Origin of the sequence: Acetobacterium sp., from assembly GCF_030652775.1 — a bacterium.
In the GTDB taxonomy this organism is placed as follows: domain Bacteria; phylum Bacillota; class Clostridia; order Eubacteriales; family Eubacteriaceae; genus Acetobacterium.
In genome coordinates this window covers 1-16,642 of record NZ_JAUSPS010000062.1, presented here as the reverse complement: position 1 = coordinate 16,642, position 16,642 = coordinate 1, and the positions used below count along the sequence as shown (strand labels likewise).

General features: G+C 41.7%; 13 protein-coding genes. 5 read left to right on the top strand and 8 right to left on the bottom strand.

What is annotated here, in order from left to right:
- Window positions 1-123: 123 nt before the first annotated feature.
- Entirely contained in the window at window positions 124-528 is a 405-nt protein-coding gene (locus tag Q7J41_RS10720; RefSeq protein WP_304887918.1) for a hypothetical protein, read from the bottom strand.
- A 259-nt stretch (window positions 529-787) separates the two neighbouring features.
- On the opposite strand from Q7J41_RS10720, the gene Q7J41_RS10715 reads away from it, so the two are divergent.
- Together Q7J41_RS10715 and Q7J41_RS10710 are read left to right on the top strand one after the other, a co-directional pair.
- A complete protein-coding gene (locus Q7J41_RS10715; RefSeq protein ID WP_304887915.1) occupies window positions 788-1,465 on the top strand; it encodes a LiaF domain-containing protein in 678 nt (225 codons plus the stop codon).
- Window positions 1,462-2,304, top strand: a complete 843-nt coding sequence (locus Q7J41_RS10710; RefSeq protein WP_304887913.1) for a DUF4097 family beta strand repeat-containing protein — start codon at window positions 1,462-1,464, stop codon at window positions 2,302-2,304. Before Q7J41_RS10715 ends, Q7J41_RS10710 begins: the two co-directional genes overlap by 4 nt.
- 54 nt (window positions 2,305-2,358) lie before the next feature.
- Here the strand turns inward: Q7J41_RS10710 and Q7J41_RS10705 are convergent, their stop codons facing one another.
- Window positions 2,359-2,994, bottom strand: coding sequence for a flavodoxin family protein (locus Q7J41_RS10705; protein WP_304887911.1), 636 nt, complete (start codon window positions 2,992-2,994; stop codon window positions 2,359-2,361).
- Between the two features lie 182 nt (window positions 2,995-3,176).
- Here Q7J41_RS10705 and Q7J41_RS10700 point away from each other — a divergent pair, with 182 nt between their 5' ends.
- A complete protein-coding gene (locus Q7J41_RS10700) occupies window positions 3,177-3,833 on the top strand; it encodes a YitT family protein (protein ID WP_304887908.1) in 657 nt (218 codons plus the stop codon).
- A 53-nt stretch (window positions 3,834-3,886) separates the two neighbouring features.
- Here the strand turns inward: Q7J41_RS10700 and Q7J41_RS10695 are convergent, their stop codons facing one another.
- The 6 genes from Q7J41_RS10695 to Q7J41_RS10670 form a co-directional block, all read right to left on the bottom strand.
- Complete coding sequence (locus Q7J41_RS10695; RefSeq protein ID WP_304887906.1) at window positions 3,887-6,160, bottom strand: PAS domain S-box protein; 2,274 nt, start codon at window positions 6,158-6,160, stop codon at window positions 3,887-3,889.
- Window positions 6,161-6,345: 185 nt separating this feature from the next.
- Window positions 6,346-7,233: an SPFH domain-containing protein gene (locus Q7J41_RS10690; RefSeq protein WP_304887904.1), complete on the bottom strand. Its 888-nt coding sequence runs from the start codon at window positions 7,231-7,233 to the stop codon at window positions 6,346-6,348.
- A gap of 16 nt (window positions 7,234-7,249) precedes the next feature.
- Entirely contained in the window at window positions 7,250-7,795 is a 546-nt protein-coding gene (locus Q7J41_RS10685; RefSeq protein WP_304887902.1) for a hypothetical protein, read from the bottom strand.
- Window positions 7,796-7,942: 147 nt separating this feature from the next.
- Window positions 7,943-8,779 carry a 4Fe-4S binding protein gene (locus tag Q7J41_RS10680; protein WP_304887900.1) on the bottom strand — a complete coding sequence of 279 codons (837 nt, stop codon included), beginning with the start codon at window positions 8,777-8,779 and terminating at the stop codon, window positions 7,943-7,945.
- 216 nt (window positions 8,780-8,995) lie between these two features.
- Window positions 8,996-12,073: an EAL domain-containing protein gene (locus Q7J41_RS10675; RefSeq protein WP_304887898.1), complete on the bottom strand. Its 3,078-nt coding sequence runs from the start codon at window positions 12,071-12,073 to the stop codon at window positions 8,996-8,998.
- 158 nt (window positions 12,074-12,231) lie between these two features.
- Window positions 12,232-13,827 carry an ABC-F family ATP-binding cassette domain-containing protein gene (locus Q7J41_RS10670; protein ID WP_304887896.1) on the bottom strand — a complete coding sequence of 532 codons (1,596 nt, stop codon included), beginning with the start codon at window positions 13,825-13,827 and terminating at the stop codon, window positions 12,232-12,234.
- Between the two features lie 573 nt (window positions 13,828-14,400).
- Between Q7J41_RS10670 and Q7J41_RS10665 the strand changes: the two genes are divergently transcribed.
- Window positions 14,401-16,116: a sulfatase-like hydrolase/transferase gene (locus Q7J41_RS10665; RefSeq protein WP_304887894.1), complete on the top strand. Its 1,716-nt coding sequence runs from the start codon at window positions 14,401-14,403 to the stop codon at window positions 16,114-16,116.
- On the top strand, window positions 16,116-16,642 hold a 527-nt coding region (locus tag Q7J41_RS10660), incomplete at its 3' end, for a radical SAM protein (RefSeq protein WP_304887892.1). The genes Q7J41_RS10665 and Q7J41_RS10660, both read left to right, overlap by 1 nt.

Genomic DNA, 16,642 nt, shown 5'->3' with positions numbered 1-16,642 from the left:
ACCATACTTTAGTTCAATTTAAGCTAACGTTTGTCATGTAATTTTTTCTTTTTTTAAACAATACCAGCTGATGCTTTCTTCAGCTGGTTCTGCAAAAATCGTCTCTTTTAATCTTTTCCATTATTAATGAGAACTACTATATACCAATTCATTTTTTTCAAAGTCAAAGGTATTGTTGATGTGCCCCAGAATGATGAGCACCTTGCTTAAATTTTCAAAATAGACTTCATCATATTTGGCACTGCCAATATCAAATCCTTTTAGCGTGGGTAATAATTCTTCAGCCCGATCATGATTACTATCCACGGTTGTACACAATTTGTAAAGCTTTTTAAACTGATATTCCTCAACCAGATAAAATCGGCTGTCGTCTACCCCATTTTGAATATTCTCTAAAAACCAGCGATGAATCTGATTAACCTTTTTAAATCGCCCCATCACTTCAGAAGCGACAGCCCAGGGTTTAAGTCGCAATTGTTTGAGATCCACGCCCCTATCACATTTATATAAAACACTTTCTAATCCCATGTTAATTCCTCCATTTATCGATAGGTCTAGCTTTTATAAGTATTCTCTAAAATTTAAAAAACACTTTATAAAAGCAGCCTGTTTTAATATCGCTTATTTTTTATTCACTATTTACCATTTTACCCACCCTGTTTCAATTAGTCAATTATAATAAAGCCTTAATTCGATTTATTTCTCTATATTAAATAAATTCTGGAAGAATTTTTATTTTCCTAGATGCATGGTATAATAAAGAAAATTTCGAAATAAGGAGAAAAAAATGAGAAATCGAGTAGGTAATTTGTTATGGGGGCTTTTATTGGTCGCTATCGGCCTTGGTTTTGCCGGAAATGTCTTCGGTCTGTGGAATTTTGAATTATTTTTCGCCGGCTGGTGGACCTTGTTTATTATTGTTCCCTGTGCCATCAGTATGGTGCAAAACGGCGTACAGCTTTGGAATACCATTGGATTGGGGATTGGGGTATTATTATTCATTTCAGCCCAAGGCTACTTTAATGGGGAACTACTGGGCGACCTGATCTTTCCCATCATTATTATTGCCATTGGGTTGAGTATAATGTTCAAGGATCGACTCAGTAAAAATGCCAAGTTGATTCAAGGTATGACGAAGGATGGTCTTCCTGATTATTCAGCAGTTTTTGGCGGCCAGGAAATAAACTTTCCCGGCGAACAATTCAACGGCGCCAATCTGACTGCGGTTTTTGGAAGTATTTCTCTTGATTTGCGCCAGGCCGTTATCAGCGAAGATATTTATATCTCGGCCACAGCAGTCTTTGGCGGCATTGATATGATGGTTCCTAGCAATGTTCGGGTGGAAATGTCAACCACGCCCATTTTTGGTGGAGCATCAAACAAGACCAACAAACCGCTGGGCGAAAATCCACCGACTATTTACATCAACAGCACGAATATCTTTGGGGGTACAGAAGTCAAATGAATACCAATCAAAGTTGGATTAAATACCTGGCCATTGCCTTTGGGCTGGTATTGGCCTTGGGGATCATCGCCAGCATTGTCAATGGCGGCGTAGCGATCATGAGGGGGTTTGGTCTGATGGAAAACAGAACCCAAATCAACGAGGGTGGAGATAGCTTTCAGCAGGATTTCACCGGTGAGTTGGAATCTGTTTTTATTAATTTCAATGCCGGTAGTATTACCCTTAAAACCGGGGATGCTTTTCGAGTAGAAGGGTCTGATGTTCCCGCGAGTCTAACCGCCACCCTCGATGATGGCGAACTTATCATCGAAGATAGCGGGAACACCAACATTATTCCTAACCTGATCGGCAAGGATCGTGCGCCTGATCTTGTGATTATCATTCCCAGTAACACCCACTTGAAAAAACTGGAACTTGAGATTGGTGCCGGTCGTGGTGAATTGTCACAAATTATCACTGACGAACTGACCATCAAACAGGGCGCCGGTGAAATTGTCGCCGATCAGCTTCAGGCAAATTCCGGTAAACTCAGCGGTGGCGCTGGTGCTGTTTATTTTACCGACGTAAAACTCAATGATTTTGAAATCAAAGGCGGCGTCGGACTCATCAACATTCAGGGAATCATCACTGGAGATTTGGAAATCGACTGTGGCGTCGGTCAGACCAGTCTGGACATCAACGCCAATGTTAATGATTATTTTATAACTGCTGACCAGGGTGTCGGCCCCATTACCGTCAATGGTGCGAGTATTTCTGAATCCGGAACCGGATCTAAATCTGCACCCCATCGCATTGATATCGATGGCGGCGTCGGACCCGTCAAGATGATATTTAAATAACCAATAAAAAAACACGTTAACCGTGTTTTTTTTATTGGCTGAAACGTTCCTGCTTTATCTGACAAAATGCATATATACTTTTTTAAAGGGATGTGGCTCAGCAACAACACCTTTACCGTTTTCGATAAGACGCATCAGCCAAACCATGTTCGCTGCCATGACCTCAATGGTCTGAGCGCCCTCAGTATCCTGAGATGCTTCTCCGGCGGTACGGCCATGGATAACATTCCAATAGTTGCCGGTTGCCATCACCATTTCCGAGTAGGTGATATAGTGATTCAATTGATCAATGGTTGCCACCCCGCCAGAACGTCTGACCGCCACCAGCGCTCCGGCCACCTTGTGACGAAATAATCCGCCATTGGCGCCAGCGACATAGAAGGCTCGATCTAGAAATGACTTCATATTTCCGCTGATCCCAGAAAAGTGAACAGGACTGGAAAAAATAACGCCATCTGCTTCTTTAATTTTTTGAATCCCTTCATTCACAACATCTTTGGTAAAGATACACTGCTCATTTTTATTTTTGCTGCAAGCATTACAGCCCGTACAACCCTGTACTGCTTTCATGCCAACATTGAAAATTTCTAAATCAATGCTTTCCTGAGCAAAAATTTCGCCGGCAATACTCAACGCCGTAAATGTGTTTCCTTCTCCATGGGGACTCCCATTAATGCCTAATACTTTCATCTCTAACCTCCCGAAGCGCTACGCTCCATCTGTTCTATTTTGCTGCTTATAGTATACCACATTTTTAAATAAGTTAAACATGTAATCAACAGATTCAAATATTTTCAAGCCATCACGATTTGGTCTTTGCCCGCTAATAGTTTTATGTTATACTGGGAACATTATTCTTAAAGGAGGGCATTATGACTGGATACATTTTTAGATTTCTCAAGCTGAATTTTGGACTCTTTCTTTATGGATTGGGCATTATTGTGACCATGCGGGCAAATATTGGTTATGCTCCCTGGGAGGTTCTCCACAGTGGGATCAGTCAAACCCTAGGGGTCAGCATTGGCCTGGTGAACACGGCAGTGGGCGCCATTATTGTGGTCATCGTCTTTCTGTTAGGTGAAAAAATAGGGTTAGGCACCATTTTTAATATGTTTATGATCGGTCTATTCTTGGATCTCATCCTATTTTTAGATTTCATTCCGCTTTTTAATAATTTCTGGATTGGAACCGTATTTCATATTTTAGGTCTCTTTATCATTTCGCTGGGGACATACTTTTACATTGCATCTGGCTTTGGTGCCGGTCCCCGGGATAGCCTGATGGTGGCGGTAACCCGAAAAACGAGGCTGCCGGTTGGCTTGTGCCGAGGCATTCTGGAAGTCAGTGTCGTCCTAATTGGTTGGCTCCTGGGCGGGATGGTTGGCATAGGCACGGTGATCTCGGCTTTTGCCATCGGTTTTTGTGTGCAAATCACCTTTAAGCTGTTGAAATTTGACCCGACTCAAGTCAAACACGAGACCTTCGGCGTCATGTTCCAGAATCTTCGCAATCTGAAAAAACACAATTAACCCAGCCCTATCCTCTAATGGATCGGCCGGGTTAATTTCCTGACAAATCTATTTCAACTTTCGTTTTCGATCATATCAATGAAAACCCTGGCAATTTCCGGATCAAACTGCGTACCGGAACAACGGTTAATTTCTTCGATGGCTTCTTCCACTGTAAGATCATCCATATGCAGACGCATTCTGGTCATCGCATCATAGGCATCGGCAATGGCAATAATCCGAGCTTCCAACGAGATCTCTTCGCCTTTAAGTCCTTTGGGATAGCCACTGCCATCCCAATGCTCATGGTGTTCTAAAATATGATCAGCTATTTCAGCAAATTCATTGGCGGAGCTTAAAATACGGTATCCAATTTCTGGATGACGTCGTATTTCTATCCAATCCTTTTCGCTCAGTTTTTCAGGCTTATCGAGAATCCCCTCAGCAATCCCGATCTTGCCAATATCATGCATCAAGCCGGCTGTTTGAAGATCATGGGAGTCCTTGGAATTCAGCCCGATTATACTTCCGACCTCAGCTGACAGTCGACTGACCCGTTCCGAATGGAACATTTCTTTCTGGTATTTATCAAATAAGGTTTCGATCACCATGCCGACAGTTTTGTTCCGCATTCCCAGACTTTCGGTCAGTTTCCGCCGATACATATAGTCTTCAGCTCTTTTAAAGATCCGCTGAATGTCTTCTTCTTCATCAATCTTTGTTTCAAAACCAAATGAAATGGAAAGTTCTACCGTACCCACTTGTTCTGTTTTGGCCAATTCTTCGATGCGAGCGATGATTTCTTCCGCTTCTATTTGATTTGTTTTTGGTAATAGCACGACAAATTCGTCACCACCCAACCTTGCCACCACATCATCGGTGCGACATGCTTTAGTAATCGTTGCGGCCGCTTTTATTAATAATTCATCACCCATAATATGTCCAAAACTATCATTTACCAGTTTTAATCCATTGACATCACCCATAATCAAAGACAATGGTAAGTTTCTTGGGGTATCCATTCGAGCGAGTTCTTCTTCATAAAATCGCCGATTATAAAGGCCGGTGAGCTGATCATGATAGCTCAAATACTCAATCTGATCCAGTTTCTGCTTCTTCTCGGTATAATCACGAAAGACCAGAACGACCCCCAGAACTTCGCCATTTTCATCAATAATTGGCGCTGCACTGTCCTCGATGGTTCGTTCACTGCCGTCTCTGGCAATCAACAGGGTATGATTATCCAACTCCCGGATTTCTTTTGTTTTAATGACTTCTTTAACAATATTTCCAGCTTTCTCGCGGTTAATATCATTGATGATGTTAAATACGGTTTCGATGGGTCTTCCTAAGGCTTCATTTTTTGTCCAACCCGTCAATTCTTCTGCCACCCGGTTAATAAACAAAACACGGCCATCCTTGTCACTGGAGATGACCCCATCCCCCACGGAAACCAAAGTTATTTCGAGCAGTTTACTTTCTTTTGCAAGTTCAGCTTCCAGGCGTTTGCTTTCTGCTATATCGATTCCCACCCCGGTAAAATAGTTTTTTCCATCAAGGGTCATTATCACACCGTTGGAACGGATGAGCAGTTTTTTTCCGCCTTTGGTAATCAGATTGGCTTCGACCTCGCCATAACCCTTCTTAAACACATCGTCCACAGCCGCCATGACTCTGACCAGATCATCGCCCTCAAACCACTGCTCCAGCGTCATATTCGCCAGTTCATCGGCCGAATAGCCGGTCATCTCTTCATGTTTTTTATTCCATTTGATCAGTCTTCCCGCTTCATCGTAGACGTATAGGTAACCCGGGATACTTTCAAACAAAGCTTGAATAAAAACCATTTCCCGTTCCAACTCAGCTTTAGCGGAAAGCAACTGATCATTAAGCTCTTTCAAAGCATAGGTGCGTTCAGCGACTCGTTTCTCCAATACTGTGTTTTCTTTTCGCAAGGCATCGCTATCGAGCTGCAAACCACTGATATCTGTTACAATTGAAAGCAAATAATTCCGGCCATCCAAAGAAACGGGACTAGACCGCACCTCAACGTCTTTGATCTCGGCATTAAAGCAACGATGCTTAAAATAAAACTGATTGCGTTCTCTATTTTGTGCCTGCTCAACTTCTTTTTTAAGTTGATCTTCACTGAGACAATTGAATTGAGTAATTTTATAAGTTACCATCTCATCATGGGTTTTTCCATAAAACAAACAGGCTGAACGATTGCAATCTTCAATTTTAAGCGTATCAGGATTAATCAGAAGCATAATTTCCTGATTATATCGAAAAAGCTCTTCAAAAAATGACTCTTTGTCTTTTATCGGCCCGGCTTTTTGATCATCCAATTTACTCACCCCATTTACATTCTTTTACTTAATTTCGATTCAACCTATCGTTTTATTTAATGTTCATCATGTAACTATATCTACCCCCGAACGCAGCTCTTTAACCATACCGAATATTTTAAACAGACCATTCCTTAAATCTTCTGAGCCGGATCGTCGTTCCATCGAATAAAAAAAGCAGCAAATCAATGTTCGCTGCTTTTTAAAGAACTCATATTATGGTTTTCTATCGGTATCACCCCGGACATCTCCCCAATGACATTGATTAGCTGGGTATCAGAAGGAATTACAATCTTAGCATTATTTTTAAGTGCTATCTCGGTGGTTTGTAATTGTTTTAGAATTTGAGCATTGCCAATGAAATACTTTTCCGCTGCTTCGTTCACTAATTTTATTGCAAACGCCTCACCCTCCGCTTCAAGAATTCTGGCTTGTTTTATTCCTTCAGCTTTTTTAATCTCCGCTCGTTTTACTCCATCTGCTGTAGTTTCTGCGGCAGTAGCGAAATCAATCGCAGCGACTTTTTCATTTTCGGCTTTGACCACCTTATTCATGGTTTCCTGAACGTCCTGGGGCGGATCAATTTCTCTTAATTCTGCTCTGACAATATCAATCCCCCACTTATCTGTTTCTTCTTTTAATGTCTTAAGCAAATCTGTATTAATTATGCTGCGTTCACTATTGGCAGATTTTAAGGTCATCGTGCCAATAATATTTCGCAATGTGGTCCGAGCTAGATTAACGATTTGCACCTTATAATTATTGACATTATAAACCGAGTTTTTGACACTCTCTTCGTCTGATTTAACCTTAAAATAAATCTGCGCATCGACGGTAGCGTTTAGGTTGTCATTAGTGATGATAACCTGTGGCTCAGCATTAAACATCTGCTCCGTAATATTGACGACAAAAAGTCGTTGCACACCAATTATAATCCAGTGAAAACCTGGTTCTGCGTATTTTGTGTACTTTCCCATTGTTTCAATCAGCCCCCGACTTGTCGGGCGAATAATACGAATACCGGCCAGAAAAAAAGCTAATCCAAGAACTGCAATTATTAAAAAATAAATCATTTCTTTTTACTCCTTTCTAATACTCTCCCAGCGGAAAATACTCCCCACTTTCAGACATCCCAATGGGATAGTGGCAGCGGCTGAACCAACTCTGGGTAGCAAGCTCAGGAATTGGTGGCAGATCGAGGCAGTGCGCAAATCCTTCCCGGACGATCTCCACCACCTGCTGATCAATATCGGTGGCTACTTCGTCAAAGACTTCCCAGCCTTTTTCCGGCAAGTGGAGCAGGATAATCTGAGTTTTATCTCCGCAAGTAAAGGTATCTAAAACCTTAAAATGCGAACCCGCTTCCATGACACATAAGCCCCAATGCGTCTCATGCTCATAAGCCTGCATATTAGCATAATGGTTGGATAAGATTGCCAAGCGATGGGTCGTAGCTATACCTCCCCGACGCAAACTGGCATCGGTAAAACCCAGCTCTTTTAATACCATTCCGACCTTGTACTTTGATCCCAGATCACCCAGATTACAGTCCCGAATCAATAGGGTGATGCCAGGATAGGTAAACTCGATAACTTTTTCTAATTCTTCCAGTTTTTTATACTTTTCAGTTAACATTATCTGACTCCATCGTTTTCGAATCGACTGGCTGATTCTCTGCGATTACCGCCAGCTTCGATTATATTTGTTTTTCTACTCTCTTATTTATCGTCAATACGCTTCAACTAAACAAGAGTAAACTTTTGTCATATCTGCTCACTCAAATTATTTTTTCTGTCCTGGTATGCCGTTTTCACAGGGGACATTGACCTGACATTTGCCACAGCCATACCGGGGCTTGAATTTTTCCGCCGTTTTATCCAAAAAAATACTGCACAGTCGATGGTCTTTTCCTTTTTCGATGGAGATAGCTTTCACCGGACATTGTTTGACACAAGCACCACACTGGGTGCAATAAGCGTTATAGATTTCATAAGGGCGTTGATTGGGTTCTAACTGTAATTCAGTGACCAGACTGCCGAACCTTCCGGCGATTCCTTTTTCCGTGATCAGCCCCTTTGACAGACCAAAGGTTCCCAATCCTGATAGATAGGCGATATGACGTTCTGACCAGTTGCTGGTAAATGCCAGGGGTTCACCGCAGAGCTCTTCAATGGGTTCGGTAATACTAAAGAACTTTTTATCCATGGATGGTATGATGGTGGCATAGCCAGCTTTTTTTAGGTTCGTTTCAAGCTGTGATAACAAGGATCGCAATAATCGGTGACCTTCAACCCGACCAACCAACCATCCCCATGAAGGCCAGATTTTCTGTTCTCGGTTGCTGGCTTTCACGGCCTCGCTATAGGGCAGAAAAAACGAGATCACGGTTTGTGCTGTTGGCAACCACTCCCGAGGATTCCGGAAATGACAGCCAATCACCTCCGGTTCCTTTAATATTGCAAACACCTCGTCACTGGCATCACAAAATCCGAAAATTGGAGCATCGTATATTTTCTCACCAACTAACTCGCTAGGTGCTTCGCTTTCCATTTTTATCCGGTTATCCACGGAGCTTGCAATAAAGTCTTCCGCAAGATGTATTACTTCTTTTTTGTCCATTTTAAGCCTCTCGATCAGATTCATCTAATTTACTCAATTATAAACCAAGCTCCTGGCTTTGTAAATTTTTTAGTTGTTAATCGTCAAAATAATTGTTAAAAAATCAACAAAATAGCCTTTATCCATAAATTTGAGTTGCTCATAAGTTTTTACCGCAGTTCAATTTTCAGACTGGGCTTTATCATTGTTGTCAAGTATGCATCTACTTAGCTCAGCTCAGCTCTGTTGTTTTAAAATTTTTGCAATCGCCGCCGCATCAAGGGGCTTGTAGTAATAATATCCCTGGATCAAATCACATTGGGCTGTTTTTAAAAAGGAAACCTGATTTTCATCCTCGACCCCTTCAGCCACTACGGACAATCCAAGACTTTTACCCAACTGGATTATCGCTTTGGCAATGGCCTGATCTTTGTGATCAGAGCCAATCCCATCGACAAACTGCTTGTCCATTTTAAGCCGATCCAACGGCAGCATTTTTAGACGCCCGAGGGAAGAATACTCAGTTCCAAAATCATCGATGGCGAGGGAAACTCCAATCTCCTTCAAGCCATTGAGTTTGCAGATAATCTCATTCAATTCTAAAATAGCGGTACTCTCAGTAATTTCTACTTCCAGATACTCAGGTTTAAGACCGGTCTTTTTCAGAATCCCCTCAACCTGGCTGATCAGGTTCGGGTTTTTAAACTGGCTGGCCGAAATATTAACAGCCATCAGAATCGGTTCCATGCCCATATCCTGCCAGGCCTTGTTTTGCCGACAGGCTGTTTCAAGCACCCATTCGCCGATGGGATTAATCAAACTCGTTTTTTCGGCCAGCGGTATGATCACCGCCGGGGAAATCAGCCCCAACTCCGGATGCTGCCACCGCAAGAGCGACTCAACACCGGTCACCTTCCCGGTATTCAGACATACCTGGGGTTGATAGTTAATAAATAATTCGTTTTTTTCCAGGGCACGATAAAGAAAACTTGTGAGCTGATTCTGACGATTTACTTCCTCTTTCATATCGGAAGAACATAGAAGATATTGATTCCGGCCTTTTTCTTTGGCTTTGTATTTGGCAATGTCAGCATTCATAATTAATGTTTCCGGGTCTTTTCCATCGATGGGATAGAGTGCAATCCCGGCACTGGCAGTCATGAAAAATTCCTGTCCCCTGAGAATAAAGGGTTCATCAAAAATACTCATCAGTTTTTCAGCAATCACAGCCATTTCATCTTTGTTTTTTATGTGACTGACCATGATTAAAAATTCATCACCGCTGAAACGGGAAACCAGATCCGTTTTATCTACCACTCGTTTAATTTTTTCCCCAACTAGATAGAGCAACTCATCGCCCATTTCATGGCCAACAGTATTATTAACCGTTTTAAACGAATCCAGATCCAGAAAAATAATCCCTAAATGCGTGTCAGTAAACTCTTGTTTAACGATGCTGAAATACAGGTAGTTTGTAAATAGATTCCGATTTGGCAACTTGGTAATCTCGTCATAATGAGCCCGATAACTCAGTTCCTTTTCCGAGTCAATCCGGGAAATCGTATCGCCGAGAATGTTCGCAATGATTTTGGCAAAATTCAGGTGGTCGTCCTGCCATTCCAGCACCTTTGTCTCTGTGTCAAATCCCCAGAAGCCAATAATTTTCTCTTTGCTGGCAATAGGGGCAATAATCTGGGATTTAATTAGGTTAATTTCCATATTAAAAAGCTCGGCGTTGACAAAATCCGGAAGTTTGCTGAGATCTGATGCCACAAATATCTCATTGCCCAGAATTTTCTCCATGCGCCAGTGACTACCATCAATAGGCAGATTTTGAATCCGCTCTTTACCCGACTTAATACCAGGCTGACAATAATCTTGGAGGCAGGAAAAGTTTTCATGTTCCGGGTCAAACAAACAGATATAAGCTCGATCAACGAAAAAAAACTCACAGCTTTTTTTTAACAAATAATCGATATTCTCCGTAAAATTCTGCTGATTGATCCCGACACAATCTGATGAAATTTGGGTGATCAGTTCCTGCAGTTCCATTTTTTCGGCCGTTTCATCAAGCCGCACTAAAAATAATTTATTGATGTAATAGCATAACCAGATCGCAATACAAAACAAGCCAATTCTTACCGAATAATCAACCCCGCTTACTTTCACGTATGTCAGAGGCACCATCACCCATACAATAATCTGAGTCGAAATAATTGATACTGTCATGATACCCAGTAGGATTTTTTCTTTAAATACTAAAAATGCAATAATCAGGATAAATGGAAAAGCCCAAATCGTAACTGCTCCAAATTTTGCAAACTCCAGGGTGACGATGGGAATCAAAACTGCCAGTAACGAAACACTGAGATAATCCTTCAGGTGATCCGACTGCTTCAGCCTTTGAACAAGCTGAATCATCAATCCAAAAGAAATCAATATCCCACTCATAACCAGAACTTCGCCCAGGCTTGATTCTTTGCTGACTAGATACTGGGTAACAAAATTCAGTACGCCGCCAAAAATCATTGCCATGGAAAGATAGATATATACTTTTTTTGTTGAGATAATATTTAAGTTCCTGCTTCCCAGTTTTTCCGGTCGAGCGCTGATTACGCCGAAGTAGTTTTTTGTATAGAACATACTAAAAACCGGTAACAAAAGAAAAATCGGTGCCATCTGAGGAATAGCAATTCCCAAATAAGTATTGCTAATGATATCGGTTAGCGTTCCCAGCAGAAAAGCTAAAAAATAGAATCCAATAATAATGCGTGATTGTTTTTTTATTTGGGGTTCTTCATGCTGAAGGCCCCAGCGCCAGATCATCACCATACTGGCCAGTGAATAACCAATATAATAGCTGCTATAAAACAAATCCCAAACGGTATTTTGAGCCTGGTTGATCCAACCCCACTCTGTCTCAACCAGGTTGAACAGAGTCGGTGCCAGGTTATTTGAAATGGCAAAAGCAAAAACAACAATTCCTGCCGGCAAATATAGAAGAATATATACCCACCAGCGCTTGAGCAGATCTTTCTTTTCTGCGAGCATTAAGGAAAAATGCAAAAGCACTGCAAAAAAGGATCCCCAGCCGAGTGCCGAAAAACGCCGCCAAAATAAACACGTCTCGTAATCGACGGCCGAAATTGCGATGGTAAAACCAAAAGTCCATAAGCTCAGCGACACTAGCGCAGCTAATAAAACCCGATTGATCGGTTTTTTGGGCGATTTAAAAAAAACGTAGAGACCTGCTATTGTATAAAAAATAAAAAATATAAAAAAGACAATTGACAATAAAAACACCCTATTATCCATGAATCACCTCAATCAAGTCATTCTAATGATTTAGCTGAATTATACCATTTTTTTGCATAATTGTCAGAAAAAAGAACAGCGGATTAAATTCAATAAAAAAGCGCACCTTCAAATGCCAGATTTTTCAGCTGTCATTTGAGATGCGCTCGATAATGATATTAAACTAACTTTTTCTTATAATCGATGAATTCATCATAGGTTGATAAACGATCGATGACACCTTCTTCTCTGATTTCAATAATTCGATTGGCCACAGTTTGCATAAACTGATGGTCATGACTGGCAAAAAGTAAAATGCCTTTGAAATCAATGAGTCCATTATTGACAGCGGTGATTGATTCCAAGTCCAGGTGATTGGTTGGTTGATCAAGAACCAGCACGTTTGAGCCAAACATCATTATTTTGGACAGCATGCAGCGAACCTTTTCACCCCCGGAGAGAACCTGAACTTCTTTATAAATATCATCGCCAGAAAAAAGCATCCGTCCCAGAAAACCGCGGATATAGGTTTCGGTGATTTCTTCGGTGTACTGCTGCAGCCATTGGCAGATGTTCAGGGTACAGCCATTGAAATAGTCGCTGTTATCTTTAGGGAAATAAGACTGGGTGGTACTGACTCCCCATTTGAAACTGCCTTCATCTGGTTCAATTTCTTCCGTCAGAATCTTAAACAGGGTCGTCATGGCTATTTCGTTATCTGCCACAAAGGCAATTTTATCATCCTTGTTGACCCGGAAACTGACGTTGTTGAGAACTTTGACGCCATCGATGGTTTTTGATAAATGCTCGACGGTTAAAATTTCTTTGCCGGGCTCCCGATCAATCTGGAATCCAACCCAGGGATATTTTCGGGATGACGATGGCATATCTTCGATGTTTAACTTATCCAACATTTTCTTACGGGAGGTAGCCTGTTTGGATTTGGACTTATTGGCCGAGAAGCGGGCAATAAAGTTTTGCAGTTCTTTGGCTTTATCTTCATTTTTCTTATTCTGATCTTTTAGTAAGCGCTGAATCAATTGGCTGGATTCATACCAGAAATCATAGTTCCCGACATAAACCTTAATCTTGGCAAAGTCAATATCGACGATATGGGTACAAACATTATTTAAGAAATAACGGTCATGGGATACCACAATAACGGTTCCCTCATAGTCCATTAAAAATTCTTCCAGCCATTCCACCGCCTGGATATCCAAATGATTGGTCGGCTCATCCAGTAAGATGATCTCTGGTTTGCCAAATAAGGCCTGCGCCAATAAGACCTTAACCTTTTCATTACCACTAAGGCTATCCATATTGGCATCCAGAATGTCAACCTTAAGACCAAGGCCCTGGATAATTCGGGACGCATCGGACTCAGCTTCCCAGCCGCCCATTTCAGCAAATTCACCTTCCAGCTCGCCAGCCCGGATACCATCCTCATCGGAAAAATCTTCCTTCATATATAAGGCATCTTTTTCTTTCATGACCGCATAAAGATGCTGATTTCCCATCATAATGGTATCAAGCACCGAAAACTCATCAAAGGCGTAATGATCCTGCTTTAAGACCGACATCCGCATGTTTTCGGGAATAAAGACATTACCGGTTGATGGTTCGAGCTCTCCTGATAGAATTTTCAAAAAAGTGGTCTTTCCGGCGCCATTCGCCCCGATGACCCCATAGCAATTTCCCGGGGTAAATTTTATATTTACGTTGGTAAAAAGATTTGTTCCGCTAAAATTCAAACTTAGTTCTGATACTGTTATCATTAATCGATAATCCTCCATTGATTTATTAGTCAGCAATCGCAATTAAGCAAGTTCAGCACAATTTTTCTAAACTGCCTGATTCTTATCTTTTTCCGGCAATGAATATCGCATTTCCATTGATGCGATCTCGTCATTGACATGCATGCCAGATTTTTATAATTTTATTGCCTTTCCGAAAAGAAGAGGCCTTTATCAGATCACTGATAACGAGCCTCTATCATAAGCCGTTTTATTATATCCTTTTTACAGCAAGTTATCCAGTCTTTTCGCAAAATATTATAGTATTAATTTACAGCAATTCCAACCGCCTTAAGACCGCTTCACGGCAATGTTTCTGGAATCGGCTTTAACAAAGATATCCCACGGTTGCTACTATTATTCTTTACTTATCGATTATAAAAATGTTCTTGCTCTGTCATAATTGTTTAATGAATATCTAAGATTTGTAAGGGTATACTTTTTTAATAGTGATATTTTTAATTTAATGCAACAAGCGCTTTAAAGCTCATCTCACTAAAGCTATTAGAATGGTCATGTATTCAGTTTTTACATTAGATTCAGGAGGTCTTCTAAATGAATATAAAAAAAGCCGCATTGGGCATCACCCTTGCTACCTCTTTATTAGGCGTGTCAAGCTGCACTCAAAGCACCGGCAGCCAAACCATCGAACCGCAAGTTGATGTCGATGCCCAACAGAATAACGATGGCAATTATAACATTGTCTTTGTGACTGTCGATCAGGAACATTATTTTGGTGAGTACCCAGCAGGATCCAATTACAAAGCCAGAGAACTGCTGGAGAAAATGGGAACCACCTTTGAAAAACACTATACCTGCACCAACGTGTCCACCTCATCCCGGTCAGTAATTTATACCGGTACCCACATCACCGATACTCTGATGATAGATAATACAGAAGCACCCTGGCAGGAACCAATTTCTGAAAACCTCACCACCGTCGGTGACAAGATGCTCTCGGCAGGTTATTACTCAGCTTTTAAGGGCAAGTGGCATATGGGCGATACCAGCGTTTTTGATAATACCAGCCAACCATCCATGCAGGAACAGAACGGTTTGCTGGGCTATGGGTTTTCCGACTGGAATACCCAGGGCGATATTACGGGACAACTTCAACAGGGCTACATGCAGGACAGCAACATCACTGGCGATACAGTCAGCTGGTTGCGCTCAAAAGGATCTGCCACCAATGCCGCAGGACAGTCTTTTTTTCTGGCCGTCAATCTCGTTAATCCCCACGATATAATGTATTATGACACCGATACTGATGGCGAAGCCGTTCAGAACACGGGACAAACAACCTTTGCCATTGAAGAGGCACCAGCCAATGTGATTTATGATACCAGCTACCCCAAGGCGGCAATTCCTTCCACCTGGGATCAACCGCTTGATGCTGAGGGACGAGTACCTGCTGAACTTGAATATTTTAATTTATGGAACCGTCGGGTGGGTGAGATTCCATCTGAAAAAAACCGCTGGGAAAATTTCCGTGATTATTATTATAATTGCATTCAGGACAATGATGACCAGCTCAACAATATTATTTCTGAACTATCTAATCTGGAAATGTTGGATAACACCATCATCGTCTTTACCAGCGACCATGGTGACATGCAAGGTGCCAATGGCCTCCGTGGCAAAGGTGGATTTATGTACGAAAACAATATCCATGTCCCCCTAATTATCGTCCACCCCGAATATGAAGGTGGGAAATCCATTGATGCCGTAACCAGCCACATCGACTTAGCAACCACCTTTATTGATATGACAAACCTACCGGATGCTAAAAAAACTGAGATTTCCGCCGGACTCCCAGGTAACAGTCTGATGGATCTGATCGATGGCAGCCAAACCGAAATTAGAGATGGATCATTATTTGCCTATGAAATGATCTCAATGATCGACAGCAACATGATGCAAACCACCGACCCATCAACTGGTGTCACTAGCTATGATATTGATTATTCCAAGCGTGGATTTGTCAGAGGGATTACAACCGAAAAATATAAATTTGCCCGGTACTTTTCGCCATTGAAATTCAATATGCCAACAACTATTGAAGAATTATATGCAAATAATGATGTTCAGCTCTTTGATCTCGAGAATGATCCCCAAGAATTAGTCAACCTGGCGGCTGATAAAGAAGCCAATGCCCCCCTGATTATGAAACTTAACAGTCAACTTAATGCCCTCATCACCAAAGAAATTGGCGTTGACGATGGCAGCGAAGCCGCCGCTGTTATTGGCCAGATTAATAAAACCCCGAATTAATGATGATGGAAAATAAGCCACAACAGGATTCCCGGACTTATGCCATTATCGCCAAACCCATTGGCGCAGCCTGTAATCTTCATTGCCGCTATTGTTATTACCTTGAAAAAAAAGATCTGATGGATCAAAGCGCTAAGCTAATGTCAGATCTGGTGCTTGAAACCTATATCCGTCATAATTTAGCGATTCACGGCCAAAACGCCGTTGTCGAGTTTGCCTGGCATGGCGGGGAACCAACTATGGCGCCCCAGGCTTTCTACAAACGGGCATTGGCTTATCAACGCCAATATGGCATCGGACGAAAAATACGCAATACCCTTCAGACCAATGCTACCTTGTTGACTGATTCCTGGTGTGAATTTTTTGCTGTCAATGATTTTCTGATTGGCGTCAGCATTGACGGCAATGCAATGTTTCATGATAGCTATCGACAGAGCCGTAACGGTGGATCTTTTGAGCAAACCATGAATGGTGTAAAACTGCTTCAGAAACATGGGGTATCTTACAACACCCTAACAACCGTCAA